The organism is Bradyrhizobium guangzhouense, assembly GCF_004114955.1.
In the GTDB taxonomy this organism is placed as follows: Bacteria; Pseudomonadota; Alphaproteobacteria; order Rhizobiales; family Xanthobacteraceae; genus Bradyrhizobium; species Bradyrhizobium guangzhouense.
On record NZ_CP030053.1, the window covers coordinates 2,951,895 to 2,975,461 of the forward strand.

Below are 23,567 nucleotides of genomic sequence, written 5' to 3' on the forward strand. Positions count from 1 at the left end.
ATGCTACTGTCAAGGCCCAACAGGGGAGGCTGCCGGTGGGGGATGAAGATCGGACCGAAGGCATTGAAAAATCAGGGCATCTGGATTTCGTGCGCCCCCTGACCACGGTCGACGTCGTGATCTTTTCGATTCTCGGCGACAGGCTTCAGGTGCTGCTGGTGCAGCGCCCGGCCGGTGAGGGCGAGCCGTTTCCGCTCAGCCTGGCGCTGCCGGGCGGCTTCGTAGACGTCGCCAGGGATCGCGACCTCGCCGCCTGTGCGGCGCGCAAGCTGAAGGAGAAGACCGGGGTCACCAGCCCTTATCTGGAGCAGCTCGGAAGCTGGGGAAGCGCGTCGCGCGATCCGCGCGGTTGGTCGGCAACCCACGCCTATTTCGCGCTGATCCCGGCGGAGGCGGGCGCGCTCACGCCAGATGCGCGCTGGTTTCCGATTCGAGACGGCAAGCTGAAGGAGAAGCTCGCCTTCGATCACGGCGATATCCTGGCAAGCGCGATCCAGCGCCTGCGCAACAAGGTGGAATACACCTCGCTGCCCGCTTACCTGATGCCCGCGGAATTCACGCTGCCCGATTTGCAGCGCGTCTACGAGATCGTGCTCGACCGTCCGCTGGAGAAGAGCGCCTTCCGCACGAGGATCCTGTCGGCCGACATGATCGAGCCGGTCGCGAAGATGCGGCGTGGCCCGAACCGGCCGGCGCAGCTCTATCGCCTGAAGAAGAACAGCGAGCCGGTCTATTTCGTGCGGACCTTCAATCCGCCGGAGTGATGCAGCGTCCGGACGCTAGAATAACATCATGTTAGGTTTATCGCATAACTGGGTAATTGTGTTAGCCCGGCGAAAGCCTATTGTCGCGCCACTCAACACGTATCGGCAGTGACAAACGCTTGCGGGAAGTCCGCACAGTGCGCGGACACCGCTGCCCAATTTCTCCGAGAAGCCCGCCAAGGGACGCCAACAAACCGATTTGGAGGACTCCCAGGATGACCGGAATCCATCACGTGAGCCAGTCAAGGAAGGCCGCTGCGAGCGGCTGGATCGGGTCGGCTCTCGAATATTATGACTTCTTCATCTACGCGACCGCCGCTTCGCTGATCTTCCCGCAGATCTTCTTCCCTTCGGAAAATCCGATCGTCGCCATCGTCGCATCGCTGGCGACCTATGGCGTTGGCTATGTGGCCCGGCCGATCGGCGCCTTCGTGCTCGGACATTGGGGCGATACCCATGGCCGCAAGACCGTTCTGATCGTCTGCATGTTCATGATGGGTCTGTCGACCATGGCGGTGGGCCTCCTGCCGACCTATCAGCAGGTCGGCATCCTCGCGCCGATCCTGCTGGTCATCCTGCGACTGATCCAGGGCTTTGCCGTTGCCGGTGAAATCTCCGGAGCGAGCTCGATGATCCTGGAGCACGCGCCGTTCGGCCGTCGCGGCTTCTATGCGAGCTTCGCCCTGCAGGGCGTGCAGGCCGGACAGATTCTCGCGGCCGCCGTCTTCCTGCCGTTGGCGGCCTATATGCCGACCGACGCCTTCAACAGCTGGGGCTGGCGGATTCCGTTCCTGCTCAGCTTCTTCGTCATCGTCGCCGGCTATATCATCCGCCGCGAGGTCGACGAAACCCCTGCCTTTGCCCGCGAGGACAAGCGGGGAGAAACGCCGCGCTCGCCCATCATGCAGGCCATCAGGCTGAAATGGCCCGACATGCTCAGGGTCATCTGCATGGCGTTGATGAACGTCATCCCGGTGGTTGCGACCATCTTCGGTGCGGCCTACGCGGTGCAGCCGGCCTATGGCATCGGGTTTGCCAAGGACGTCTATCTGTGGATCCCGGTGCTCGGCAACATGCTGGCCATCTTCGTCATTCCCTTCGTCGGCAATCTCTCCGACAAGGTCGGCCGCAAGCCGCCGATCGTCGTGGGCGCGCTGCTCTCCGGCTTGCTCGCCTTCGGCTATCTCTACGCCATCAGCATCAAGAGCGTGCCGCTTGCGATCGTGCTGTCGCTGCTGATGTGGGGTGTGGTCTATCAGGGCTACAACGCGATCTTTCCGAGCTTCTATCCGGAGCTGTTTCCGACGCGCACCCGCGTGTCGGCGATGGCGATCTCGCAGAACATCGGCACCACCATCACCGCGCTGCTTCCGGCCTTGTTCGCGACCGTGGCGCCTCCCGGCTCGGCCAACATTCCAGTAACGGTGGGGGCGATCGCCTTCGGCATCACTGTGATCGCGGCGCTGGCAGCCGTCACGGCCCGGGAAACCTATCGTATCCACATCGACGATCTCGGTAATCCCACGGCGGTTCCGATCGCGCGGGCCGACTATGATCGGCAGCGTGCAGGCGCTGCGCGCGGTGCTGCTGCAGCACGGACCTGACGGCGGAAGCTGCGCTGCTGCAATGGTTCGCAGCGGCGCAGCTTCACGGTATAAGCTGACTGTCGATCAAAATTTTATGCGCGTGAGCGCGATCATGATGAGGTTGCCGGATGAATCCCGCTGTTGTTGCCGTCGCCATCACTGGCTCCGTTCCGCGCAAAAAGGATAATCCTGCGGTGCCGATCCTGCCGGCCGAGCAGATCGAATCGACACACCAGGCCTTCGAGGCCGGTGCCACGCTCGCCCATATCCATGTTCGCAACGACGACGAGACGCCGTCCTCCGATCCGGAGCGCTTCGCTCTGGTGCAGGAAGGCATCCGGAAGCATTGCCCTGGGATGATCGTACAGTTCTCGACCGGCGGGCGCGGCCGCGATCCCTCGGCACGTGGCTCGTCGCTCTATCTGAAGCCGGACATGGCCTCGCTGTCCACGGGATCGGTGAATTTTCCGACGATCGTCTACGAGAACAGCGCCGCGCTGGTCGAGACGCTCGCCACCGGCATGAAGACGAACGGCATCCGGCCGGAGATCGAGATCTTCGATTTGTCGCATCTGCACGGTGCCCGCCGCCTGATCGAGGCGGGGCTGATGGACGCACGCCCGCACGTGCAATTCGTGATGGGCGTCAAGAACGCGATGCCGGCCGACGAGCACGTGCTCGACATTCTGCTGGCAGAGCTGCGTCGCCTGATCCCGAAGGCGACCTGGACCGCGGCCGGGATCGGACGCCACCAAGCCGAGGTCATGGAGTGGGCCCTGGCGCGCGGCGCCGATGCCGTTCGCACCGGGCTCGAGGACAACATCAGGGTGGACAAGACGCGCCTCGCCGCCAGCAATGCGGAGCTCGTCAGCATCGCCTGCGCGGCTTTGGCGCGCCACGGCCGCCGCGCCGCGACGGCAGCGGAAGCGCGATCCTTGCTCGGGATTGTGCGGTAGGGACGACCGTCCGCGCCTGACATGCTCCTGGCTGCCTTCTGCCATTCGGCGGCCGGCGTTCCCGTTCGCTGAGTCTGCGGGTAAGACGAAGCTCACAGGCGTGATCGGCGCCTGCCGGGCAGGCGACGACTGGAATGCGGTTCTTGAAATCTGACAGCAGGCTCATCGGGGTCCTGCTGGTGCTTGCAATCACCCAACTCATTGGATGGGGTACGATCGGCCTTCCGGCCGTGGTTGGCCGCGATCTCGGAGCCGATCTTGGCATGAGCTTGCCGGCGGTGTTCGCGGGCAGCTCAGTCCTCTATGTCACCATGGGCCTGTGCGCGCCCTGGCTCGCCAAGGCTTTTACGCGATACGGCGCGCGCAAAGTCATGATGGTTGGCACTGTCGTCTCCGCGCCGGGCTACGTGGTTCTGTTTTTCGCGCGCGAGCCGATCCTCTATTTCATCGGCTGGATCTTGCTCGGCATGGGCGGCAGCGCCACGTTGTCGACCGGCGCCTATATCATGCTGAACGAGGTCGCGGGGCGGGGCGCCAAGAATGCCATCGGCGGGCTGATGCTGGTGACGGGTCTGTCCAGCAGCATTTTCTGGCCGACCACGTCATTCCTGAGCGATTGGCTCGGCTGGCGCGGCACTTGTCTCGTCTATGCGGCGATGATGCTGGCCATCAACCTTCCGCTCTATGCGTTTGTCGCGCCGCGCCGCAAAATATTGACTGACGATCCCGGCGGGGCCGTGAAGCCGGCGCCGCCGCCCGCGATTCCAAGGAGCACCTTCGGTCTCGTCGTCTGCGTGATCACGATGAACGCCTTCGTCAATTTCGGCATCAGCGCGATCCTGATCGAGCTTTTGCGGGCGGAGGGGCTTGCCCCCGCACAGGCCCTCGCATTCGGCTCGATGCTCGGCGTGATCCAGGTCAGCGCCCGCGGCCTCGACTTCCTCGGCGGCGGCCGATGGGACGGCATCACCACCGGGCTCGTTGCCGGCACGGCACTTCCCATCGCCATGGTACTGCTGATGCTGAGCGAGGGCGCGACCTGGGCGGTGGCGACCTTCATCCTGCTCTATGGCGCCGGCAGCGGTGCGATGGCGGTGGCGCGGGCGACGATCCCGCTCGTCTTCTACAACCAGGCCGAATTCGCCAAGGCAATGTCGATGATTGCACTGCCGCTCAATCTGGCCTCGGCGATCTCGCCGCCGCTGCTCGCAGGTCTGCTCACCCAGTTCGGCAGCCGCGGCGCGCTTGGCCTCACGCTGGTGTTCTCCTGCGCGACGGTGCTGATCCTGGTCCTGCTCGGACGGCGGCGCCCGCGCTTGGCTGCGGCAGCCGCGACCTGAGGCGTTCTTCGCGGCGCGGAATTCGACACTGCGGGACTGCGTCCGCTGCCGCGGCAGGGATGGCCGTATGCCGCCAGTGCAGTGCTCGGGGCAGCAAAATGGTGTATCCGCAGGGAGTGCGGGTCACGGCCAAACCTCAGGGTTTGCGCCGCCGCGCCAAGATCAGTTCTAAGATCCAGTTCCCCGGAGGAAATCGACATGTCGGCCCTGCCGCTCTCAGGCATCAAAGTTCTTGACCTCACGCGTGTGCTCGCCGGGCCGTTGTCGGCCCAGATGCTGGGCGATCTCGGCGCCGAGGTGATCAAGATCGAGCGGCCCGGCACCGGCGACGACGCGCGCGCGTTCGGCCCGCCTTACCTCGCCGACCCCGAGGGCAAGGCCAACAACAACAATTCGTTCTATCTCTGCGCCAACCGCAACAAGAAGTCGGTCACCGTCAACATCGCGAAGCCCGAAGGGCAGGCGATCATCCGCGAGCTCGCCAAGGACGTCGACGTCTTCATGGAGAACTACAAGGTCGGCGATCTCAAGCGCTACGGCCTCGACTACGAGACGATCAAGGCGATCAATCCCAAAATCATCTATTGCTCGGTGACCGGCTTCGGCCAGACCGGTCCTTATGCGCCGCGCGCCGGTTACGACGCCATTCTGCAGGCGATGGGCGGCCTGATGAGCGTCACCGGCCACATGGACGGCGAGCCGGGCGAGGGCCCGATGAAGGTCGGTCCCTCCATTGTCGATTACATGACCGGCATGAACACCTCGATCGGGATTCTCTCGGCGCTCTACCATCGCGACGCCAGCGGCGGCGTCGGGCAGCATCTCGACGTCTGTCTGTTCGACACGGTGATCGCCTCGCTCAGCCACTGGCTCCAGATCTACCTCGTCAACGGCAAGACGCCGCCGCGCCGCGGCACCTGGGGCAACGGCGGCATGCCGGCCGGCGTGTTCCGCTGCACCGACGGCGAGCTGATGCTGGTGGTCGGCAATGACGGCCAGTTCCGGAAAACCTGCGCCGTGCTCGGCGAACCCGAGCTTGCCCACGATCCGCGCTTCGTCAAGAACAACGACCGCGTCGTGCATGGCAAGGAGATCATGGCGATCTTCGCCGGCCTGTTCCTGAAGAAGCCGGTGGCCTACTGGCTCGACAAGTTGGAGGAGGCCGGCGTGCCGTCGGGCCCGATCAACAATTTCGAGCAGGTGTTTTCCGATCCCCACGTCCAGTCGCGCGGCATGCGGGTCAACGTCGAGCATCCCTTCGCGCCGAATCTCTCGCTGATCCGCAATGCGCTGACCTTCTCCGGCACCCCGATTACCGACTACCGCGCCCCGCCGCTGCTCGGCGCCGACACCAAAGACGTGCTGGCGGCCATCGGTTACGACGAGGCCAGGGTCGACGCACTGAAGGCGCAGGGGATTTTGTAATCTTCTGCGGCGGCCATGACGCACCTCGTCACGGCTCTTCCGGTGAACGCGACAGCGCATCTGTGTCGTCGCAACACCGCCCGGCACGGATGTCGGACGGCGTCGCGCCGTAGCGTTGACGAAAGCTGCGGTTGAAGTAGGACAAATCGCCGAAGCCGCACTCGAAGGCGACGGCGCCGATCGACCGGTCGAGCGGATTGGGATTGGCGAGCAGCCGAAAGGCGCGGTCGAGACGTTGTTCCAGCACATATTGGCCGAGACTCGTGCCGTCCCGCTCGAACAATTTGCGGACATAGACCGGCGAGATGTCGTGGCGCGCGGCGAGGATGTCCGCGGAGAGATTGCGCTGGGTGATGTTCGCGACAATGTCCGCCTTCAGCGCCGCGAGGCGTGCGGCAGGGACGCCGCGGACTTTCGCAACATCCGCAGCCTCGCGTGTTGCACCGACGACGACTGCGACGAGGTCGCGCAAATGCGTCGCGCACAGCGCCCGCAACGCCGGCGTCATGCCGTCAAGTTGTCCATCTCCCAGAATGGAGAGGTAGCGTGACAACAGCTTCATCGCGCCCAGATCGTCCGGCAGCAGCCGCATCAGGGACCGATCGATGTCGGCGACGGCGACCTGGGCGCGGGGGACGACGAGGGCCACGAAGTCGATCGGCCTTGCGTAGTCGCAGACCCCGGGCGATGCGTTGGACCACAGCACCGCTTCACCCGCGTGGAACACCACCTCGCGCCGGCGCTGGCTGATCATCGCTTCACCCTTGGTCATGAGCGCGAAGACGAGATCATCGCTGCCGTCGGCGACCAGCTGGGGCGTGCGGACCACGCGGTTGGCGGTACTTGCGATCGAGGCGATGGTCAGGCAGGGCAGGCAGTCGATCCTGGCCTTGCTGCGGAACGGCTCGCCCCGCGCAGGCTCCATGTCCATCTTGACGACGGAACGGCCGAACACCTCGCGCCAGGCCGGAATCTTGTCGCTGTCGACGAAAGCGTCGGTCGAGAATGTGAGGATGTCGGCCACCGGGTCTCCACAGGGCGCGCGAAATGATTCCAGAGTCCGGACTTTCTCGGAGGAATCGCGCAGCCGCTTCAGAATTCCGGCATTGTAGAGCGACGGTCACTGCCTGACTTGGACTATGTGGAACTCCACCCGCGGCCTGGATGGTACAATCGGCCGGCGCTCTAGTCCGGCCACGACTGTCTTGCGACGTCGCGGACGTCTGACGGCGAGCCGCCAAACTGGCGGCGGAAGCTGCGATTGAAATAGGAGAGGTCGCCGAAACCGCTGTCATGGGCGATCTGCGCGATGGTCAAATGGCGAAGGCGCACATTGGTCAGCATGCGATGCGCCTTGGTTAGCCGCTCGGTGAGCACGAAGACGGAGAACGACGAGCCGGCCTGCTCGAACAGCTTGCGCACATAGCGCGGTGAGATGCCGTGGCGGGTCGCGATCAGTTCCGCCGACAGATCGCTGCGCGACAAGGCCCGTACGATGTCCGCTTTGACGGCGGTCAGCCGTGCGGCAGTGGCGCCACGCTGGCGCGCGACCTCGGCGTAGTCGCCAAACGTGCCGAGCGCGAGCGCGGTGAGATCGATCAGATGATCGGATACGCTCTGTGCAACGGCGCCATCGGTCAGGACATTGTCGCTCTGGAGCACATCGACATATTGGGTGAGAAGACGCAGCGCCGCGTTGCTGCTGGGGATTGGACGGCCGAAGGCGCTGGAATAATGCGGGGCCAATCGCACGATGGCCGGGAGCGAGAGCGCAAGGGTGATGAACCGGCCTTCCGTCAACATCGTCGCGGTGACGGCTTCCCGCGGTGCGATCACGCTGGCGCTGCCGACCCCATCGAGCAGCTCTTTGCCGAACTGGGTCACCGAGGCCGCGCCGGAGCGCGGCACGCTGACGACGATGGCGTCCCGGCCGCGCGCGGCGAGCTCCTTCGTCATACGGTAGTGCGCCGGCGTCCGCCAGCCGGCGGCCAGGCCGACATTGGGCAGCTGGTCGAACGTCACGCCGGCGCGGAACGGCACGTCACTGAGCGGCTCGATTTCGACATTGGCGATGCCGCGCCCGTAGACTTCGCGCCATAGCTCCAGGCGCCTGGGCCCAGGAAGGTCGTCAGTCGAAATGCTCGCCCGTTGAAAAGTCCCGGAATCCTGCATCTGCCCCGCCGATGGCCTCCTCGCCACGTATTGGACGTTGCAGCAAGGCGACAAGTTCATCACCTCGTAGTTTGACGGGGCGCCGCCACGCGTTGCGGGCGCGGGCTGCCCGGAGATCGGGCAGGGCCGCTCAGGCCGTGCCGATGTATCCGTCAGTCCAAGACAGACGACTTGTCGTCAGGTCAGCTTGGCGGCCATCGCAGCCCGGCCGGCAGCGAGCCGCCTCGGCCCCCGAACAAGGAAACCAGATGCTGGATGCCCATCAATTGCTTTGGACGCAAATTGCCGCCGGCTTCTGCCTGCTGATTTGCGGCGCAGTGCTGTTCAATCTGATGCGCATGCGAGGCCTGATGCAGGCGGCTCGCGACTGGGACAAGGTCGAGGGCGTCATCACCGTCTCCGGGGTGGATCAGCCGCCCCAGCATGCCTCGGATGATCTGAACGACGCCACCCCGATCATCCGCTATCGCTATCGTGCCGGCGGGCGGGACCTCGAAAGTGACCAGGTCGCGATCGGCGGCCAGCCGATGATGACACGCGTGCTCGCGGGTAAATTGGTCGGAAGATATCCGGTCGGAGCCCATGTCGACGTCTATGTCGATCCGAAAAATCCGGAACAGGCCCTGCTGGAGCCGGCCGAGCCGCGCAATATCACGGCCTCAGTCGCCCTCGCGATCGCGTTCGGCCTGGCTGCGGCCGTTCTGATCGCGCATTCGATCGCCGGGCACGTGCTCTACACCAGCAAAGGTGTTCCGCTGTTCCTGTTTCCACTGCCGATCCTGGCGCTGCTCGGCGCGATCTCGGGCGTCGTCGCGTTCTTTCGCGCCCGGCAACGCGCCAGCGCCAGCATGCAATGGCCGACCACTGCCGGCATCGTCACCGCCTGTGACGTGATCGAAGAGGCCATCGCGGAAAAGAGCGATGACAAGTCGGTCGTCGCGCCGAAGATGATCCACCGCTATCAGCTCGACTTGCGCTATGCCTACCGGGTCGACAAGCGCGACTTCGTCGGGACCGAAGCGCATTGGGGAATGACTGCGATCTATGGCCGGCGCGACGTCGCGGAAAAAGCCGCGGGCCGCTACCATCGGGGACAAGCCGTCACAGTCTCTTATGATCCGGAGCGGCCGGGCACCGCCGTGCTGGAGCCGGACAGGCGAGAAGGCTCATCGGCACCGCTCGTCCTCGCGGCCATTTGCGCCGTGATCGGCGGCATATTCTCGGCGTTCTTCATCCTGGTCGGATTTGACTAGAGAGCGGATGAATCGCGCCGCCGGTTGGCATGAGCGGGATCTCGTGGTGCGCAACCGCCACACTGGCTGAAATCAGGCCCTAGTGCCGTATGAGCCGTGCCGCTGTATCCGACCGCCCAAGACAGCATTTCCGCCCCGGGTCAATTTCTCGGCGATGTCAGCTTCGACTTGCAAGACCAGGGATTGATTAATGAAATTGAAACACGCCGTGCCGCGGCCGACGATGGCGGATCGCCCTTGCATTGCGCGCTCGCTGCAACGCGCCGCGCCGCTGGTGTTGTCGGTGGCCGGAACGATTGCGCTGCAGATAGCTCCAGCGAGCGCAGCTTGCGTGCAACTCGGCAGCACCGTGACGTGCAGCGGCGCGACCACGACATCGTTCGGCACCGGCACGGAGAACAATCTGGCGCTGACGGTTCAGCCGGACGCATCGATCACGGTCGGCGCAGGCGTGTCTGCGATCCAGCTCAATGGCAGTAACACCGTCTTGAACAACGGCACCATCACCGTCGGCAACAACAGTGCCGCCATCCAGGTGTCCGACAACAATATCGTCACCAATGCCGGCGCGATCAACTCGACGGCCTTATTCAGCGACGGCATCAACGCGCTTGGCAATGCAAACACAGTGACCAATTCCGGCACGATCAGCTTGACGGGTGCGGCATATGGAATGTTCGTCAACGGCAGCGGCAACACCGTCAACAATTCCGGTGTCATTGCGGTCGGCAGTAGCGCGAACAGCGGCGCTGTGGGCGTCTGGATGCTCACCAACAACAGCCTGACAAACAGCGGAACGATCACGGCGCTCGGTCAGGGCAGCGCAGGCGTCATGTTCTGGGGCGACGGCAATACCATCACCAACATTGGGACCATCAGCGCGGCCAATGGCGCGGCGGTGTGGATGACTGGAGACAATGCCACGATCGTCAACAACGGCACGATCAGGGGCAGTGGGGCCGGCAGCTTCTCGCTGGGGACGTTCGGAACGGGCGGGACCGTCGTCACCAACAACGGGACGCTCGACGGTCAGATGCTGTTCGTCGGCTTCGGCAACACCAACGCGCTGATCAACAATGGCCTGATCACCATCACCGATCCGGCAACGCCGCTCTTCATCGGTGATCTCGGCGTCAGCGGTGCCTTCACCCAGTCGGCGCAGGGCATATTGGCGTTGCGCATCGACAACACCGGTGCCCGCGACGGCTTGTACGGCAACACGGTCAATCTCAATGGTACGCTGCGAGCCGTGCTGCAGTCCGGGCTTTATCAATCCTCGACCACCTATTCGAATGTCGTGCAGTCGTCCTCGGCCATCATCGGGCAGTTTTCCAATGTCGCAACGTCATCGGCATTCTTCAACGCGACCGCGACCTATAATCCCACCTCCGTCGACCTGACGCTGACACGCATTGGTTTCGGCAGCGTGGCGGGCGAGACCGCCAACCAGCGCGCGGTCGGCAGTGCGCTGGAGGCGGGCTATTCCACCGCGCTCTCCGGCACCGCCGCGACGTTCTACTCCAACCTGTTGCAGCTGGGCTCGGTGCGGGTGCTCGACCAGCTCTCCGGCGAGGGCACCAGCGGCACGGAGAATTCCGCCTTCGCCGCGGGGACGCAGTTCGGCCAGACCATGGACGGCCAGATGAATGCGTGGCGTACCGGTAACCGCGGCAGCGGTCCGAACGGCGCTGCGCTCGGCTATGCCGAGGAGCGCTCGGGCGGCCCGATGTCGGCCTTCGCCGCCCTGAAGGCGCCGGCGATGGCGCAGCCGCTGTGGAACATCTGGGCCTCCGGTTTCGGCGCCGCACAGTCGCTGTCGGGCAATGCGACGATCGGCAGCGCCTCGTTGAGTGACCGCGTCGGCGGCGGCTCCGTCGGTCTCGACCATCTGCTCAATCCGGACCTGCTGATTGGTCTCGCCGTCGGCGGCTCCAGCGCCAGCTTCTCGGTGAACGATCGCGCGACCAGCGGCCGGCTCGACGGCGGCCATGTCGGCGCCTACGCGATGCAGCGTTTCGGTACGACTTACCTGTCGGCGCAGATCGCCTACAGCCATTTTGGCAATTCGACCACGCGCACCATCACCGGCATCGGTGCGGACGAGATCGCCAAGGGCTCGTTCGGCAGCGATCAGCTCGGCGGCCGGTTCGAGATCGGCCGCGCCTTCGACTACGGTGCGCTGACGGCGACGCCCTATGCCGCGATCCAGGCGGCACAGCTTTGGCAGGCGGCTTATACCGAAACCAGCACCGCGGGCGCGGTGCCCGGCGTATTGGGCCTGAACTTTGCCGCGCACCGTGTGACCTCGTTGCCGAGCTTCCTTGGCGCAAAGTTCGACGGCCGCGTCGATCTCGGCAATGGCATGGTCTGGTCGCCCTTTGCCAACCTTGCCTGGGTGCATGAGTTCAGCCCGACCCGCGACGTCACGGCGACGCTGGTCAACATGCCGGCGCCGAGCTTTACGGTCGAAGGCGCGCGCGCGGCCTCCGATACCGGACGGGTCGAGCTGGGCTCGCGGCTTGCGCTCAACCACTGGTCAGAACTGTCTGGAAGGGTCACGGGCGAATTCTCGCGGGCGGGTCAGAGTTATGCCGGCATCGGATCGCTGCGCATCAGCTGGTGACCGAAGCATGACGATGGCGCGGCCTTACCTGGGGCTTGCGCGCAATCCCCAGATAAACCCGGTCCGTACTCGCACAGGCTTCCGCTTTGGCCCCGACTCAGATTCGATCTCTCCCACTGAGTTCGGGGAGACAGGTGAATGTCCTACACGATCGGGTTCCAGGCGAAGAACCAGAAGGCAATTCTGGCGACTGAAGCGGCGACAGCAAACCAGGCGGTCGCGATCATTGCCGCGCTGCGGCAAAGTGCCGAAGAGATCAAGTTCATCCGCTCGCCGCAGGAAGGCGAGATGGGCATCGAGATGCTGCTGCTGCTCGCCAAGGAAGAGGCCGAGGAGATGCCGCAGCGGGCGTAATTCCGCAGCCACACTTCGATCAGAAGCGAAGCATGCTGGCTACAGAATAATGTAGTCAGCAGCCAGTCTCGCTTGAACCGAAGGTGGCTGCCATGAAACGCGAAGCGCTCCGCGTCGAACCGATTTCGTCCTTTCTCGATCGCGTGAAGGCGCCGACTTCGCCGGTCACGCGCGCCGGCAACATGATCTTCGTCGCCGGCTTGCCGCCGTTCGATCCGGAGACGGGCGAGATCGGCGGGATGGGAATCGAGCGCCAGAGCGAGATCATCATGGAACAGATGAAGCTGTGCCTTGAGACGGCCGGCGCCTCGCTCGACAACGTCATGAAGTGCAACGTCTACTGCACCTCGACCAAGCATTTCGCGACCTTCAACGCGATCTATGCGCGCTATTTCCCTGAGGATCCACCGGCGCGGATCTTTGTCGTGACGCCGGAATGGTTCGGCCCCTTCGACGTCGAGATCGACTGCATCGCGATGAACTAACGCGCTACCGCGCCGCCACCTTCGACGGCGCCTTGGCTTCGGCCTTTCCTGCCGTCAGCGCCATCGTCGCGACGCCGACGACGCGCTGCACCACGTCTTCGACGTCGTCGAGGTCGCATCGACCTTCCGACAGCTTGGTCAGGCGCTCGCTCTCACGGATGGTGTGGTGCGCCATCGCCAGCGCGAAGTTCAGGCCCCAGTAGATATCGACGTCGCTGCGGTCGGGCAGGGACCTGCGCATCGCGCCGGCGAACTTTCGCAGATGGTCGATCTCGCGATTCTTGATGCGGCGGATCGGCGGCACGGATTCGATCGAGGCGCGGATCATGAAGCGCGCGGCCGTCGAGCGCTGGTTCTCTGGCCCCAGGCAGCCGCGCAAGGTCGGCCCGACCAGCGCGCGCAAGATCGCCTCGATCGGCGCGCGGCCGCCGCCTGCTTCTTCCGCCGCCTTCAGCTCGCGCAAGCGCTCGCGGTTGGTCGCGATCGAGCGGGTGACAAATAATTCCGCAATCAGCTCGTCCTTCGAGCCGAAATGATAGTTCACCGCCGCCAGATTGACGTTGGCCTCCGCGACGATGTCTCGCAGCGTGACGTCGCCAAAGCCGCGATCGGCATAGAGCCGTTCGGCGGCGGCGAGAATGGCGGACCTCGTATGATCGCTGGGCATGGACGCTCTCCCTGAGGGAGTTGCATTTCAAACAGTTGTATGAAACTATCGTTTGAAGGCCGGGAAAAGTCAATCCGCATGATGGAATTGCGCCGTCGATAGCGCGGCGCCGGTTCCAGGCCCCGCGATCCGCCTGATGGCGCTTGCGGGCCGGACATCGCGGGAGGACAGTCCGGCGCAAAACAGGCTTTCAAAGCGAGAGACGAGGAGCGTCCCATGGACTTCGATATGTCGCCCAAGCAGAAAGAATGGCTCGAGCGCGTGCAATCCTTCATGGCCAAGCACGTGCGTCCGGCGGTGCCGATCTATGATCAGCAGGACAAGAGCGGCGACCGCTGGAAGGTCATCCCTGTTCTCGAAGACCTCAAGAAGAAGGCGAAGGCCGAAGGCCTCTGGAACATGTTCATGCCGCCGAGCGAGCACGAGGACGACGAATTCCGCGGCGCGGGATTGACCAATCTCGAATACGCGCTGCTGTCGGAGGAGATGGGCCGCATCACCTGGGCCTCCGAAGTGTTCAACTGCTCGGCGCCCGACACCGGCAACATGGAAGTCTTCATCCGCTACGGCACCAAGGAGCAGAAGCGCAAATGGCTGCGTCCGCTGATGGACGGCGAGATCCGCTCCGCCTTCCTGATGACGGAACCGGCGGTGGCGTCCTCCGACGCCACCAATATCGAGACCCGCATCGAGAAGGATGGCGATCACTACGTCATCAACGGCCGCAAATGGTGGTCGTCGGGTGTCGGCGATCCCCGCTGCAAGATCGCGATCCTGATGGGCAAGACCGATTTCAACGCGGCCAAGCATCAGCAGCAGTCGCAGATCCTGGTTCCGCTCGACACCCCAGGCATCAAGGTCGAGAAGATGCTGCCCGTGTTCGGCTTCGACGACGCGCCGCACGGCCACGCCCAGGTGCTGCTCGAGAATGTGCGGGTCCCGAAGGAGAACATCCTGCTCGGCGAGGGCCGAGGCTTCGAGATCGCGCAGGGCCGCCTGGGACCTGGCCGTATTCATCACTGCATGCGCACCATCGGCAAGGCCGAGGAGGCGCTTGAGAAGATGGTGAAGCGGCTCTCCTCGCGCACCGCCTTCGGCAAGAGGATCGTCGAGCACTCGGTGTGGGAGCAGCGCATTGGCGAGGCCCGTACCAACATCGAGATGACCCGTCTTTTGTGCCTCAAGGCCGCCGACATGATGGACAAGGTCGGCAACAAGACCGCGCAGGCCGAGATCGCCATGATCAAGGTCGCAGCTCCGAACATGGCGCTCAAGATCATCGACGAGGCGATCCAGGCCTTCGGCGGCGCGGGCGTCTCCGACGATGCCGGCCTTGCCAAGGACTACGCCCACATCCGCACGCTGCGTCTCGCCGACGGTCCGGACGAGGTGCACAATCGCGCCATTGCAAGGCTCGAGGTTCGGAAGTATGCCAACTCTCCCAAGCATTGAGCGGGAGAGCCGGGAAGCGCTCCCGACTTGAAGATACGACAGGGCATGACTCGGTGACCGCTTGACGCAAGTGCGTCGGCGGTTACCGATTAGGATCATGTTCGGACTGAAGAGGGAGCGTCACCGTGGCTGACGGCGTCAGGAAAGACGAGGAGTTCTCGGGCACCAAGCCGGTCGAGGAGCGTCATCGCTTCGACGAGCTCAGGCTCGAGGCCTGGATGCGCGAGCACGTCGAAGGTTTTGAGGGGCCCCTGGTCGTCCTCCAGTTCAAGGGCGGCCAGTCCAATCCGACCTACCGGCTCAACACGCCGAAGCGCTCCTACGTGATGCGCCGAAAGCCCTTCGGCAAATTGCTGCCGTCGGCGCATGCGGTCGATCGCGAGTACCGCGTCATCGCCGCCCTTGGAAAGCAGGGTTTCCCTGTCGCGCATGCCTACGCGCTGTGCCAGGACGACAGCGTGATCGGCGCCGCCTTCTACATCATGTCGATGGAGGAGGGCCGCGTGTTCTGGGATCCGACGCTGCCGAGCCAGGACAATGACGCGCGGCGAAAGATCTTCACCAGCAAGATCGAGACGCTGGCCAAGCTCCACATGTACGATCCCGTTGCGATCGGTCTCGGCGATTTCGGCAAGCCGGGCAATTATTTCGCGCGGCAGATCGATCGTTGGACCAAGCAGTATCGGGCGTCCGAGACCCAGCACATTCCGGAGTTCGAGAAGGTCGCCGAATGGCTGCCCAAGACCGTGCCGGAGCAGGCGCGCGTCTCGATCGTTCATGGCGACTATCGCCTCGACAACATGATTTTCCACCCGACGGAACCGCGCGTGCTGGCCGTGCTCGACTGGGAGCTGTCGACGCTCGGCGATCCCATGGCCGACTTCACCTATCTGTTGATGCAGTGGGTCATGCCGGGCCTCGAGGGCGCCGACCTCAAGGCGCTCAACATCCCGAGCGTGGAGGAAGCCGCGCAGATCTATTGCAGCGTCACCAAGATGACGGTGCCCGATCTCAACTGGTACTTCGCTTACAATCTGTTCCGCCTCGCCGGCATCACCCAGGGCATCGCCGGCCGCGTGCGCGACGGCACCGCTGCCAACGCCAAGGCGCTGGAATCCGCCAAGCGCACCGTGCCGTTGTCGAAAGCGTCTTGGGAGTATGCGCAGAAGGCGGGCGCGGTGTAGCAACGACGAGCGCGGCTGGCGGCCGCGCTTTTTTGCTTGCTCGTAACTCGCGTGTCCCGGACGCGGTGCAGCACGAAGTGCTGCTCCGCAGAGCCGGGACCCAGTCACGTCGCCAAGGTATTCAGCTCATCCGCGAGATCGCGCCAATTCGGATCGAATCCTTCGATCAGCTTGAGTTTCCAAGCACGATGCCAGCGCTTCAGCGGCGCCAAGCGTTCTGGGTCCCGGCTCTGCGGAGCGTCACTTCGTGCCGCACCGCGTCCGGGACACGCAAGTCCCGGACCGTAGTCCCCGATTTGACAGTGCGCCGTTCGACCATATCTCCTCCGCAAGGAGATGGTCATGATCCTGCAACTGCGCATCTACGAAATGGAGCCGCCTCCATGATCGATCACGCGACGCTCATCACCTACATCCTGATCGTTCTCGGCTTCGTCTTCATTCCGGGCCCGGCGACGCTGCTGACCATGGCGCGGGCTGTCAGCTCGGGAACCAGGGTGGGCATCGCAACGGGCGCCGGCATTGCGGCCGGTGACTTGATCCACACCGGTATGGCCATTGTCGGCCTGTCGGCGATCATCGCGACCTCCGCGCTGCTGTTCAGCATCGTCAAATATGCGGGCGCGGCGTTCCTGATCTATCTCGGCATTCGCGCCATGCTGGACAAGGCGCCGATCGCGCTGAATGGCGGTGCGCCCGCCATCAGCGCCGGCCGCGCCTTCCGGCAGGCCGTGATGACCGAAGTGCTCAATCCCAAGACCGCGCTGTTCTTTCTCGCCTTCCTTCCCCAATTCGTGCGGCCGGAGCACGGCGCGATCGGATTTCAGCTTGCGACCCTCGGCGTCGTCTTCGTGCTGCTCGGCCTGCTCAGCACGGTGGTGTTTGCGCTCGGCGCCGGCCGTCTCGGCAATCTGCTGCGCCGCCATCCTGCCGTGGTGAAGTGGCAGGGCAAGGTGGTCGGGACCATCTACTGCGCCGTCGGCGTGCGGCTGGCCCTGCAGGAGCGATGAGGGGGCCGAATCCGTAGGGCGGATTAGCGTAGCGTAATCCGCCACGGCGCTGAGAGCGGAGAGCAGGGCGGACTACGCTGCGCTAATCCGCCCTACGTTCTCAATTTTTCGCACAATGCGCGATCAGCTTCTCCACGAAGCTTGCACACTTCTCCAGCTCGGCCATGGCGATGAACTCATCGGGCGTATGCGCCTGAGCGATCGAGCCCGGTCCGATCACCACCGAGGGGATATCGGCCATGCTGGTGAACAAGCTCGCCTCGGTGCCGAAAGCGACCTTGGCATGGTCGTTGCGGCCCGCGAGTTGCTTGGCCAACGTGACGATGGCCGCATCCGCTTTGGTGTCGAGGGCGGGGTAATCGAGGATCTCCTCGAAATCGATGCCGCACTCGGGATGTCCTGCCTTCATTGCCGGCTCGATCTCGGCCTTGGCCCAGGCGACGATTGCGTCCGTCACCTCCTTGGACTCGGCGATGCCGATGCCGCGGCATTCGAAATCGACCGTGCAGGTATCGGGCACGATGTTCAGCGCCGCGCCGCCATGCACGATGCTGGTCAGCAGCGTCGAGTGCGGCACATCGTAGAGACTGTTGCGTTCGGCCTCGGTCGCAAGCTTCACGGCGCGGCGGCGGATCTCGGTGATCAGCTCGGCGGCATGTTCGATCGCGTTGACGCCGTCGGGCGCGATCGAGGAGTGCCGGGCAAGGCCGTGGAACGTCGCGCGCACGCCGTGTTTGCCCTTGTGACCGATGATGACCTTCATCTCGGTCGGCTCGCCGATGAAGGCGCCGAGCGGCCTCACTTTCTTCTTGGCGATTTCGGCAAGCATCGGCCGCACCCCGACGCAGCCGATCTCCTCGTCATAGGAGATGGCGAGGTGAATCGGCGTGGTCAGTTTCGCCTCCAGCATCTCCGGCACCATGGCGAGGCAAACCGCGACAAAGCCCTTCATGTCGGTGGTGCCGCGCCCGTACAGCTTGCCGTCGCGTTCGACCAGCTTGAACGGATCGTGGCTCCAGTCCTGGCCCACGACGGGCACGACGTCGGTATGCCCCGAGAGCACGAGACCGGGCTTATCCTCCGGTCCGATCGTGACCCACAGGGAAGCTTTCGTCCCGGTCTCGTCGGTGATGCGCTCGCCCTTGACACCGAGGAAGGCGAGATAACTTTCGATATGCGCGATCAGGGGCAAATTGGTGCGGTCGCTGATCGTGTCGAAGGTAACGAGCTCGGCAAGCATGTTGCGGATGCGATCAGGGCGTGAGCTCGGAAAGATCGGATTGGGCATTGTCACTTCTTGTCGGAGATTACGGAGGCTCAATTTGCCTGCATGAACCATACCAATGTGACGGCCAGTCCCGCAAATCAACATCGAGGTTCCGGGCTACGAGGCCACAACACCTTGCGTTGCCTGACGGGCAAAACACCCTAGGCGTAGGGCAATATCCGCCGGCAAAAACATTCCACTTTGCCGAAATTCGGAAATGACGTATGTGTCGCGCAACCCGGCCCATGGAAGAGGGGCGTATCGCGATCGCCACGACGCGGGCCGGACGGCGGTGGACGTAGGGTCACATCGGCGCGAAGGGTTTTGCTGGGCGGGCAACCGCGAGTGGGACCGTCGCGCAGACGACCGGTGTGATCGGCGTACGGCAAAATCGTGTGGTCCTGGCGCCCGGGTCTGTGCGTCAAGGCTCGTGGTGATGCGGGTGGCCCAACCGGTCCCTCGTATTGGCGATCTGCGAGCCGACGGGGATAGTGCCTCGCTCCCCGGGGAGAGCACGACATAAGCCGTAAAACCACTGCGCAGGGAAGGCCGGATGTTTCGGCTTCACCTGTATGCCGCTGTGCAGCCTCTTCTTTTAGGTGTCGCACAGTGGACCGCGGGTGCCAGCCTTGCACCCGGTCTTCCCTGCGCCCTCTTTCAGAGGAGGGTGACGTGGTGAAACAAGACTCGGGCGAATTGAGCCGCGAGGATGCGGAGGTGTGTCTGCGATGAAGATGCGGATTGAAAGAGCGACGCCGCTACCACTCGCTCCGTCATTGCGAGCGCAGCGAAGCAATCCAGAGATGTATCCGCGGAAAGACTCTGGATTGCTTCGCTGCGCTCGCAATGACGATGTTGATGCAGGTGTGCCCAAAGCAACCGTCTCGTGCCCCGGACGCAGCGCAGCGTCCCCGGCGATGCGAAGCATGTCCGGTGCGGTGCGCTGCAGAGCCGGGGCCCATGCATCAGCGAGCTCTGTGGCTTCCTGGGTCCCGGCTCTGCGCAGCAGCGTAAGAACGCTGCAGCGCGTCCGGGACACGAGACCTCAGTTAAACCGGCTTGCCCGTATACGGCATCGATGCCGTGAGACCACCGTCCACGGGGAACGCTTGCCCATTCACATACGACGCCTCGTCGCTCGCCAGAAACAGTCCCATCGCGGCGAGCTCGTGCGGCTGACCGGGGCGCTTCAGCGGATTGAGCTGGCCGATCTTGTCCTGGGTGCCACGCTCCTTGGCGCGGTCGAAGATCGGTTTGGTCATGCCGGTTTCGATCAGGCCGGGGCACACCGCATTGATGCGCACGCCGGTGCCGGTGAGCGAATAGGCCGTGGTCTGCACGAGGCTGATCACGCCGGCCTTGCTCGCGGCATAAGGATGACCGCTGGCGCCGGCCTTGAGGCCCGCGACGGATGCCGTCAGCACGATGGCGCCGGATTGCTGCTTCACCATATGCGGCATCGCATGTTTCACCGCGAGGAACGGCCCGATCAGATTGACCCGCAGCACCTCCTGCCAATGCTCGACGGTCTGCTCGCCGAGCGGAACGAGGCCGCCGGAGATGCCGGCATTGGCCCAGATCACGTCCAGCCTTCCGTGCGTCTTCACGGCCTTGTCGATGACAGCCATGACGTCCTTCTCGGAGCCCGCGTCGGCGATCATCGCTTCGGCGACGCCGCCGGCCTTCTTCACCTCGTCGACGGTCTCTTTCACCGCCTCGGTGCGATCGACCGCGATCAGCTTGGCGCCTTCCCTGGTGAACAGCAGCGATGCCGCGCGACCGATGCCGCTGCCGGCGCCGGTGATGATGACGGATTTGCCTTGCAGGCGGCCCATGCGTTTCTCCCTCTGCTGCGTACGCGACGCTTGCCGCGCGACGGAATTTCAAACAAGATTTCAAACAGTAAAGTGTCTTGAGACACGTTCACACCTCACGTACAGCGACATGACACGGGATGGAAGGGTTTCGATGGCAGCCGAAGACAAGCCAGATGTGGTCACGACACGGTGGTGGTGGGTCCGGCATGCGCCGGTGCGCAATGACGGCGGCAATATCTACGGACAGAGCGATCTTCCCTGCGACACCAGCGACACCTACGTCTTCAATGCCGTTGCCAAGGTGTTGCCGCGCCAGGCGGTCTGGTATTCGAGCAATCTGATGCGCACGCATCAAACGGCCGAAGCGATCTGGGAGGCGGGCTATCCGCGGCCTGCGTCGATGACATGGGAAGCGGACCTCGCCGAGCAGAATCTCGGCCGCTGGCAGGGCATGAATCGCGCCGCCTTCATTGCCAGCCGTCCGGTCGGCTCGAACTGGTTCGCCGACATCAATGAGCCCGCACCCGGGGGCGAGAGCTTCATGGATCTCTATAACAGGACGCGCCGGACCATCGATCGCATCAACAACGAGGCGGCGGGGCAGGACGTGATCGCGGTCGCGCATGGCGGCACCATCAAGGCGGCCATCGGCCTTGCGCTCGACGGCCAGGTCGAGCGGGCGCTGTCGTTCGACATCGACAATGTCTCGATCACGCGGCTCGACTATTTCGCAAGCCCCGAGCGCTCGGTCTGGCGGCTGCCGATGGTGAACCAGCAGCCCTGGATCGCCGACGATGCCCATGCCGAGATGCATCAGCCGTCGGGGCCGGAAGTCAAGAAGCTCGCGTGATTTGAACCGTCATTCCGGGACGGTCCGCAGGACCGGGCTATGGTGCGCAATTGCGCACCTGAGAATCTCGAAGTGGATACGAAGACCAATCTGGGAGGAAAGCATGACCTTGTTCGACATGAAGGGTAAAGTTGCCGTCATCACCGGCTCGACGCGCGGTATCGGGCTTGCGATCGCCGAGCGCATGGCCGAGCACGGCGCCAAGGTCGTGATCTCCTCGCGCAAGGCCGATGTCTGCGAGCAGGTCGCCAAGGACATCAACGACAAGTACGGCAAGGGCACCGCGGTGGCGATCGCCGCCAACATCTCGTCGAAGGAGAATCTGCAAAACCTCGTCGACGAGAGCAACCGCGCCTTCGGCAGGATCGACGTGCTGGTCTGCAACGCGGCGTCGAATCCGTATTACGGTCCGCTCGCCGGCATCTCCGACGATCAGTTCAGGAAAATTCTCGACAACAACATCGTCGCCAACAACTGGCTGATCTCGATGGTGGTGCCGCAGATGATCGAGCGCAAGGACGGCTCGGTGATCATCGTCTCCTCGATCGGCGGATTGAAGGGCTCAACCATCCTCGGCGCCTACGCGATCTCGAAGGCCGCCGACATGCAGCTCGCCCGCAACCTCGCTTGCGAATACGGCAAGCACAACATCCGCGTGAACTGCATCGCGCCCGGCCTGATCAAGACCGACTTTGCCAAGGCGCTGTGGGACAATCCGGAGAACCTGAAGGCCTCGACCTCGCGCTCGCCGCTGCTCCGCATCGGCATCCCCGACGAGATCGCAGGCGCCGCCGTGTTCCTCGGCTCGAAGGCCGGCGACTTCATGACCGGCCAGACCATGGTGATCGACGGCGGCGCGACGATCAGTTGACGCGATAGAGCGGGAGAGGGCACGCAGCGCGCTTCCACCAGCTGTCATCGCCCGCGAAGCCGGGCGATCCAGTATCCCAGAGGCCGGCGATCGAAAGCTCGCTCTCGCAACATCCGTCTCGGCGTACTGGATGCCCCGGTCAAGGCCGGGGCATGACGGCGAGAAAGTGGATATAGCGTCGCTTAAGCAAGCGAGCTCAATCCACCGCCGCGTAAACCAGATCCCGCACAAGGGTCCGTGTAAAATCACGTTGTCCCGGGCCCTGGCTCATGAACACCGTGAGCAGATCCTCCTTCGGATCGATCCAGAAGAACGTGCCGGCAATGCCGCTCCAGAAATAGTTGCCGACGCTGCCAGGGAAGGGCGCGATGCCGGCCTCGCGACGCACGGCAAAGCCGAGACCGAAGCCGTGGCCGGGCGACAGCAGCGTGCCGTTGGTCTGAACGTGAGGTCCTAGATGATCCGACGCCATCAGTTCCAGCGTCTTGCGGCCGATGATCCTGGCGCCGTCGAGCGTGCCGCCATTGCGCAGCATCAGCGCGAAGCGGGCGTAGTCCATCGTGGTCGAGACCAGGCCGCCGCCACCGGACTCCATCACAGGCTGCTCGAGCATGTTGAACAGTGCGACCTTGTCGCCGGTCCAGGGATCGGCTTCGAACGGCTGGGCGAGCCTGCCCGCGTTGGCCTCGGAGGTCGAGAAGCCGGTCTCGCTCATCTGCAAGGGCGCAAGGATGCGCTCCGCGAGGAATGCGCCGAGCGATTTGCCGGTGATGACCTCGATGATGCGGCCCAGGATGTCGGTGGAGCGGCTGTAGTTGAATTCGTCGCCGGGATGGCAGACCAGCGGGAAGCTCGCCACCAGCGCGGCGTGCTCGGCATTGGTGATCTTGCGGCTGCGGACGCGGGACTCCTGGTAGAGCTTGTGCACGGGGCCGTCGCCCTGGTGCTCGTAGGTGAGACCCGAGGTGTGGCGGAGCAGATCCTGCACCGTCATCGCCCGCTTCGGCGCAACCAGTTCCAGTCCGCCGCCGCTGACCACGCCGACCTTCTGATTGGCGAACTCCGGGATGAATTTGGCAACGGGATCGCCGAGCAGGAGGTGGCCGTCCTCGACCAGCGCCATGATGCCGACCGACACGATCGGCTTGGTCATCGAGAAGATCCGGAAGATCGAATCCAGCGCCATCGGCGCCGCCGCCGTCGGGCTCTGTTTGCCGAGCGCCTCGAACCAGCCGACCTGGCCGCCTCTGGCCACCAGAACGGTCACGCCGGGGATGGTTCCCTTGTCGATCTCGCGCTTGAACGCATCCGACATCGCCTGCAGGCGGGGCCGCGACAGGCCGAGGGTTTCGGGGCGGGCGTCCGGCAGGGCAGGTGTCCGGGCTGCAGCGGCGGCTGTCGTGGCGGCGTGGGCGTTCATGAGGGCTCCCGGGTGTTGTTTCTTGTCGTTCGGGCGCAACACTGGCCCAGAAGCGGCGCTGTGAACAAGCG

At 64.0% G+C, this 23,567-nt stretch carries 20 protein-coding genes; 14 read left to right on the forward strand and 6 right to left on the reverse strand.

Annotated elements, in window-relative coordinates; all coding sequences use genetic code 11:
- The first annotated feature begins 35 nt into the window (after positions 1 to 35).
- From XH91_RS14185 to XH91_RS14205, 5 genes are all read left to right on the forward strand, one after another.
- Entirely contained in the window at positions 36 to 764 is a 729-nt protein-coding gene (locus XH91_RS14185) for an NUDIX hydrolase (protein ID WP_164935599.1), read from the forward strand.
- 215 nt (positions 765 to 979) lie between these two features.
- Positions 980 to 2,368 (forward strand): MFS transporter, encoded by a 1,389-nt coding sequence (locus XH91_RS14190; RefSeq protein WP_128951170.1) that lies wholly within the window; start codon positions 980 to 982, stop codon positions 2,366 to 2,368.
- Between the two features lie 110 nt (positions 2,369 to 2,478).
- Positions 2,479 to 3,306 carry a 3-oxoadipate:acetyl-CoA acetyltransferase gene (locus tag XH91_RS14195; RefSeq protein WP_128951171.1) on the forward strand — a complete coding sequence of 276 codons (828 nt, stop codon included), beginning with the start codon at positions 2,479 to 2,481 and terminating at the stop codon, positions 3,304 to 3,306.
- Between the two features lie 134 nt (positions 3,307 to 3,440).
- Positions 3,441 to 4,646, forward strand: a complete 1,206-nt coding sequence (locus tag XH91_RS14200; protein WP_128951172.1) for an MFS transporter — start codon at positions 3,441 to 3,443, stop codon at positions 4,644 to 4,646.
- Positions 4,647 to 4,844: 198 nt separating this feature from the next.
- On the forward strand, positions 4,845 to 6,071 hold the full coding sequence (locus XH91_RS14205; protein ID WP_128951173.1) for a CaiB/BaiF CoA transferase family protein: 1,227 nt from the start codon (positions 4,845 to 4,847) through the stop codon (positions 6,069 to 6,071).
- A gap of 28 nt (positions 6,072 to 6,099) precedes the next feature.
- Here the strand turns inward: XH91_RS14205 and XH91_RS14210 are convergent, their stop codons facing one another.
- Together XH91_RS14210 and XH91_RS14215 are read right to left on the reverse strand one after the other, a co-directional pair.
- Positions 6,100 to 7,095 (reverse strand): helix-turn-helix domain-containing protein, encoded by a 996-nt coding sequence (locus XH91_RS14210; protein WP_128951174.1) that lies wholly within the window; start codon positions 7,093 to 7,095, stop codon positions 6,100 to 6,102.
- A gap of 161 nt (positions 7,096 to 7,256) precedes the next feature.
- A complete protein-coding gene (locus XH91_RS14215; protein ID WP_164938293.1) occupies positions 7,257 to 8,243 on the reverse strand; it encodes an AraC family transcriptional regulator in 987 nt (328 codons plus the stop codon).
- Positions 8,244 to 8,491: 248 nt separating this feature from the next.
- Here XH91_RS14215 and XH91_RS14220 point away from each other — a divergent pair, with 248 nt between their 5' ends.
- From XH91_RS14220 to XH91_RS14235, 4 genes are all read left to right on the forward strand, one after another.
- Positions 8,492 to 9,496 carry a DUF3592 domain-containing protein gene (locus tag XH91_RS14220; RefSeq protein WP_128951176.1) on the forward strand — a complete coding sequence of 335 codons (1,005 nt, stop codon included), beginning with the start codon at positions 8,492 to 8,494 and terminating at the stop codon, positions 9,494 to 9,496.
- 190 nt (positions 9,497 to 9,686) lie between these two features.
- On the forward strand, positions 9,687 to 12,119 hold the full coding sequence (locus XH91_RS14225; protein ID WP_128951177.1) for an autotransporter outer membrane beta-barrel domain-containing protein: 2,433 nt from the start codon (positions 9,687 to 9,689) through the stop codon (positions 12,117 to 12,119).
- Between the two features lie 138 nt (positions 12,120 to 12,257).
- Positions 12,258 to 12,473 (forward strand): hypothetical protein, encoded by a 216-nt coding sequence (locus XH91_RS14230; protein WP_128951178.1) that lies wholly within the window; start codon positions 12,258 to 12,260, stop codon positions 12,471 to 12,473.
- Positions 12,474 to 12,565: 92 nt separating this feature from the next.
- Complete coding sequence (locus XH91_RS14235; protein ID WP_164934186.1) at positions 12,566 to 12,958, forward strand: RidA family protein; 393 nt, start codon at positions 12,566 to 12,568, stop codon at positions 12,956 to 12,958.
- A gap of 4 nt (positions 12,959 to 12,962) precedes the next feature.
- Here the strand turns inward: XH91_RS14235 and XH91_RS14240 are convergent, their stop codons facing one another.
- Positions 12,963 to 13,625, reverse strand: coding sequence for a TetR/AcrR family transcriptional regulator (locus tag XH91_RS14240; RefSeq protein ID WP_128951180.1), 663 nt, complete (start codon positions 13,623 to 13,625; stop codon positions 12,963 to 12,965).
- A 216-nt stretch (positions 13,626 to 13,841) separates the two neighbouring features.
- Between XH91_RS14240 and XH91_RS14245 the strand changes: the two genes are divergently transcribed.
- The 3 genes from XH91_RS14245 to XH91_RS14260 all read left to right on the forward strand — a co-directional run bounded on the left by XH91_RS14245 (position 13,842) and on the right by XH91_RS14260 (position 17,271).
- Positions 13,842 to 15,077 carry an acyl-CoA dehydrogenase family protein gene (locus XH91_RS14245; RefSeq protein ID WP_128951181.1) on the forward strand — a complete coding sequence of 412 codons (1,236 nt, stop codon included), beginning with the start codon at positions 13,842 to 13,844 and terminating at the stop codon, positions 15,075 to 15,077.
- A gap of 125 nt (positions 15,078 to 15,202) precedes the next feature.
- Entirely contained in the window at positions 15,203 to 16,261 is a 1,059-nt protein-coding gene (locus XH91_RS14250; RefSeq protein WP_128951182.1) for a phosphotransferase family protein, read from the forward strand.
- Between the two features lie 383 nt (positions 16,262 to 16,644).
- Complete coding sequence (locus XH91_RS14260; protein ID WP_128951183.1) at positions 16,645 to 17,271, forward strand: LysE family translocator; 627 nt, start codon at positions 16,645 to 16,647, stop codon at positions 17,269 to 17,271.
- A 100-nt stretch (positions 17,272 to 17,371) separates the two neighbouring features.
- Here the strand turns inward: XH91_RS14260 and argE are convergent, their stop codons facing one another.
- The gene (gene argE / locus XH91_RS14265) at positions 17,372 to 18,559 is read right to left on the reverse strand and encodes an acetylornithine deacetylase (RefSeq protein WP_128951184.1); all 1,188 of its coding nucleotides are present in this window, start codon (positions 18,557 to 18,559) and stop codon (positions 17,372 to 17,374) included.
- Between the two features lie 1,028 nt (positions 18,560 to 19,587).
- Positions 19,588 to 20,373, reverse strand: coding sequence for an SDR family NAD(P)-dependent oxidoreductase (locus XH91_RS14275; RefSeq protein ID WP_128951185.1), 786 nt, complete (start codon positions 20,371 to 20,373; stop codon positions 19,588 to 19,590).
- 133 nt (positions 20,374 to 20,506) lie between these two features.
- Here XH91_RS14275 and XH91_RS14280 point away from each other — a divergent pair, with 133 nt between their 5' ends.
- Together XH91_RS14280 and XH91_RS14285 are read left to right on the forward strand one after the other, a co-directional pair.
- The gene (locus XH91_RS14280) at positions 20,507 to 21,205 is read left to right on the forward strand and encodes a histidine phosphatase family protein (RefSeq protein WP_164934185.1); all 699 of its coding nucleotides are present in this window, start codon (positions 20,507 to 20,509) and stop codon (positions 21,203 to 21,205) included.
- Between the two features lie 103 nt (positions 21,206 to 21,308).
- Positions 21,309 to 22,076, forward strand: a complete 768-nt coding sequence (locus tag XH91_RS14285; protein ID WP_128951187.1) for an SDR family NAD(P)-dependent oxidoreductase — start codon at positions 21,309 to 21,311, stop codon at positions 22,074 to 22,076.
- A 196-nt stretch (positions 22,077 to 22,272) separates the two neighbouring features.
- On the opposite strand, the gene XH91_RS14290 is transcribed toward XH91_RS14285, so the two are convergent.
- Complete coding sequence (locus XH91_RS14290; protein ID WP_128951188.1) at positions 22,273 to 23,496, reverse strand: serine hydrolase domain-containing protein; 1,224 nt, start codon at positions 23,494 to 23,496, stop codon at positions 22,273 to 22,275.
- Positions 23,497 to 23,567: the final 71 nt, after the last annotated feature.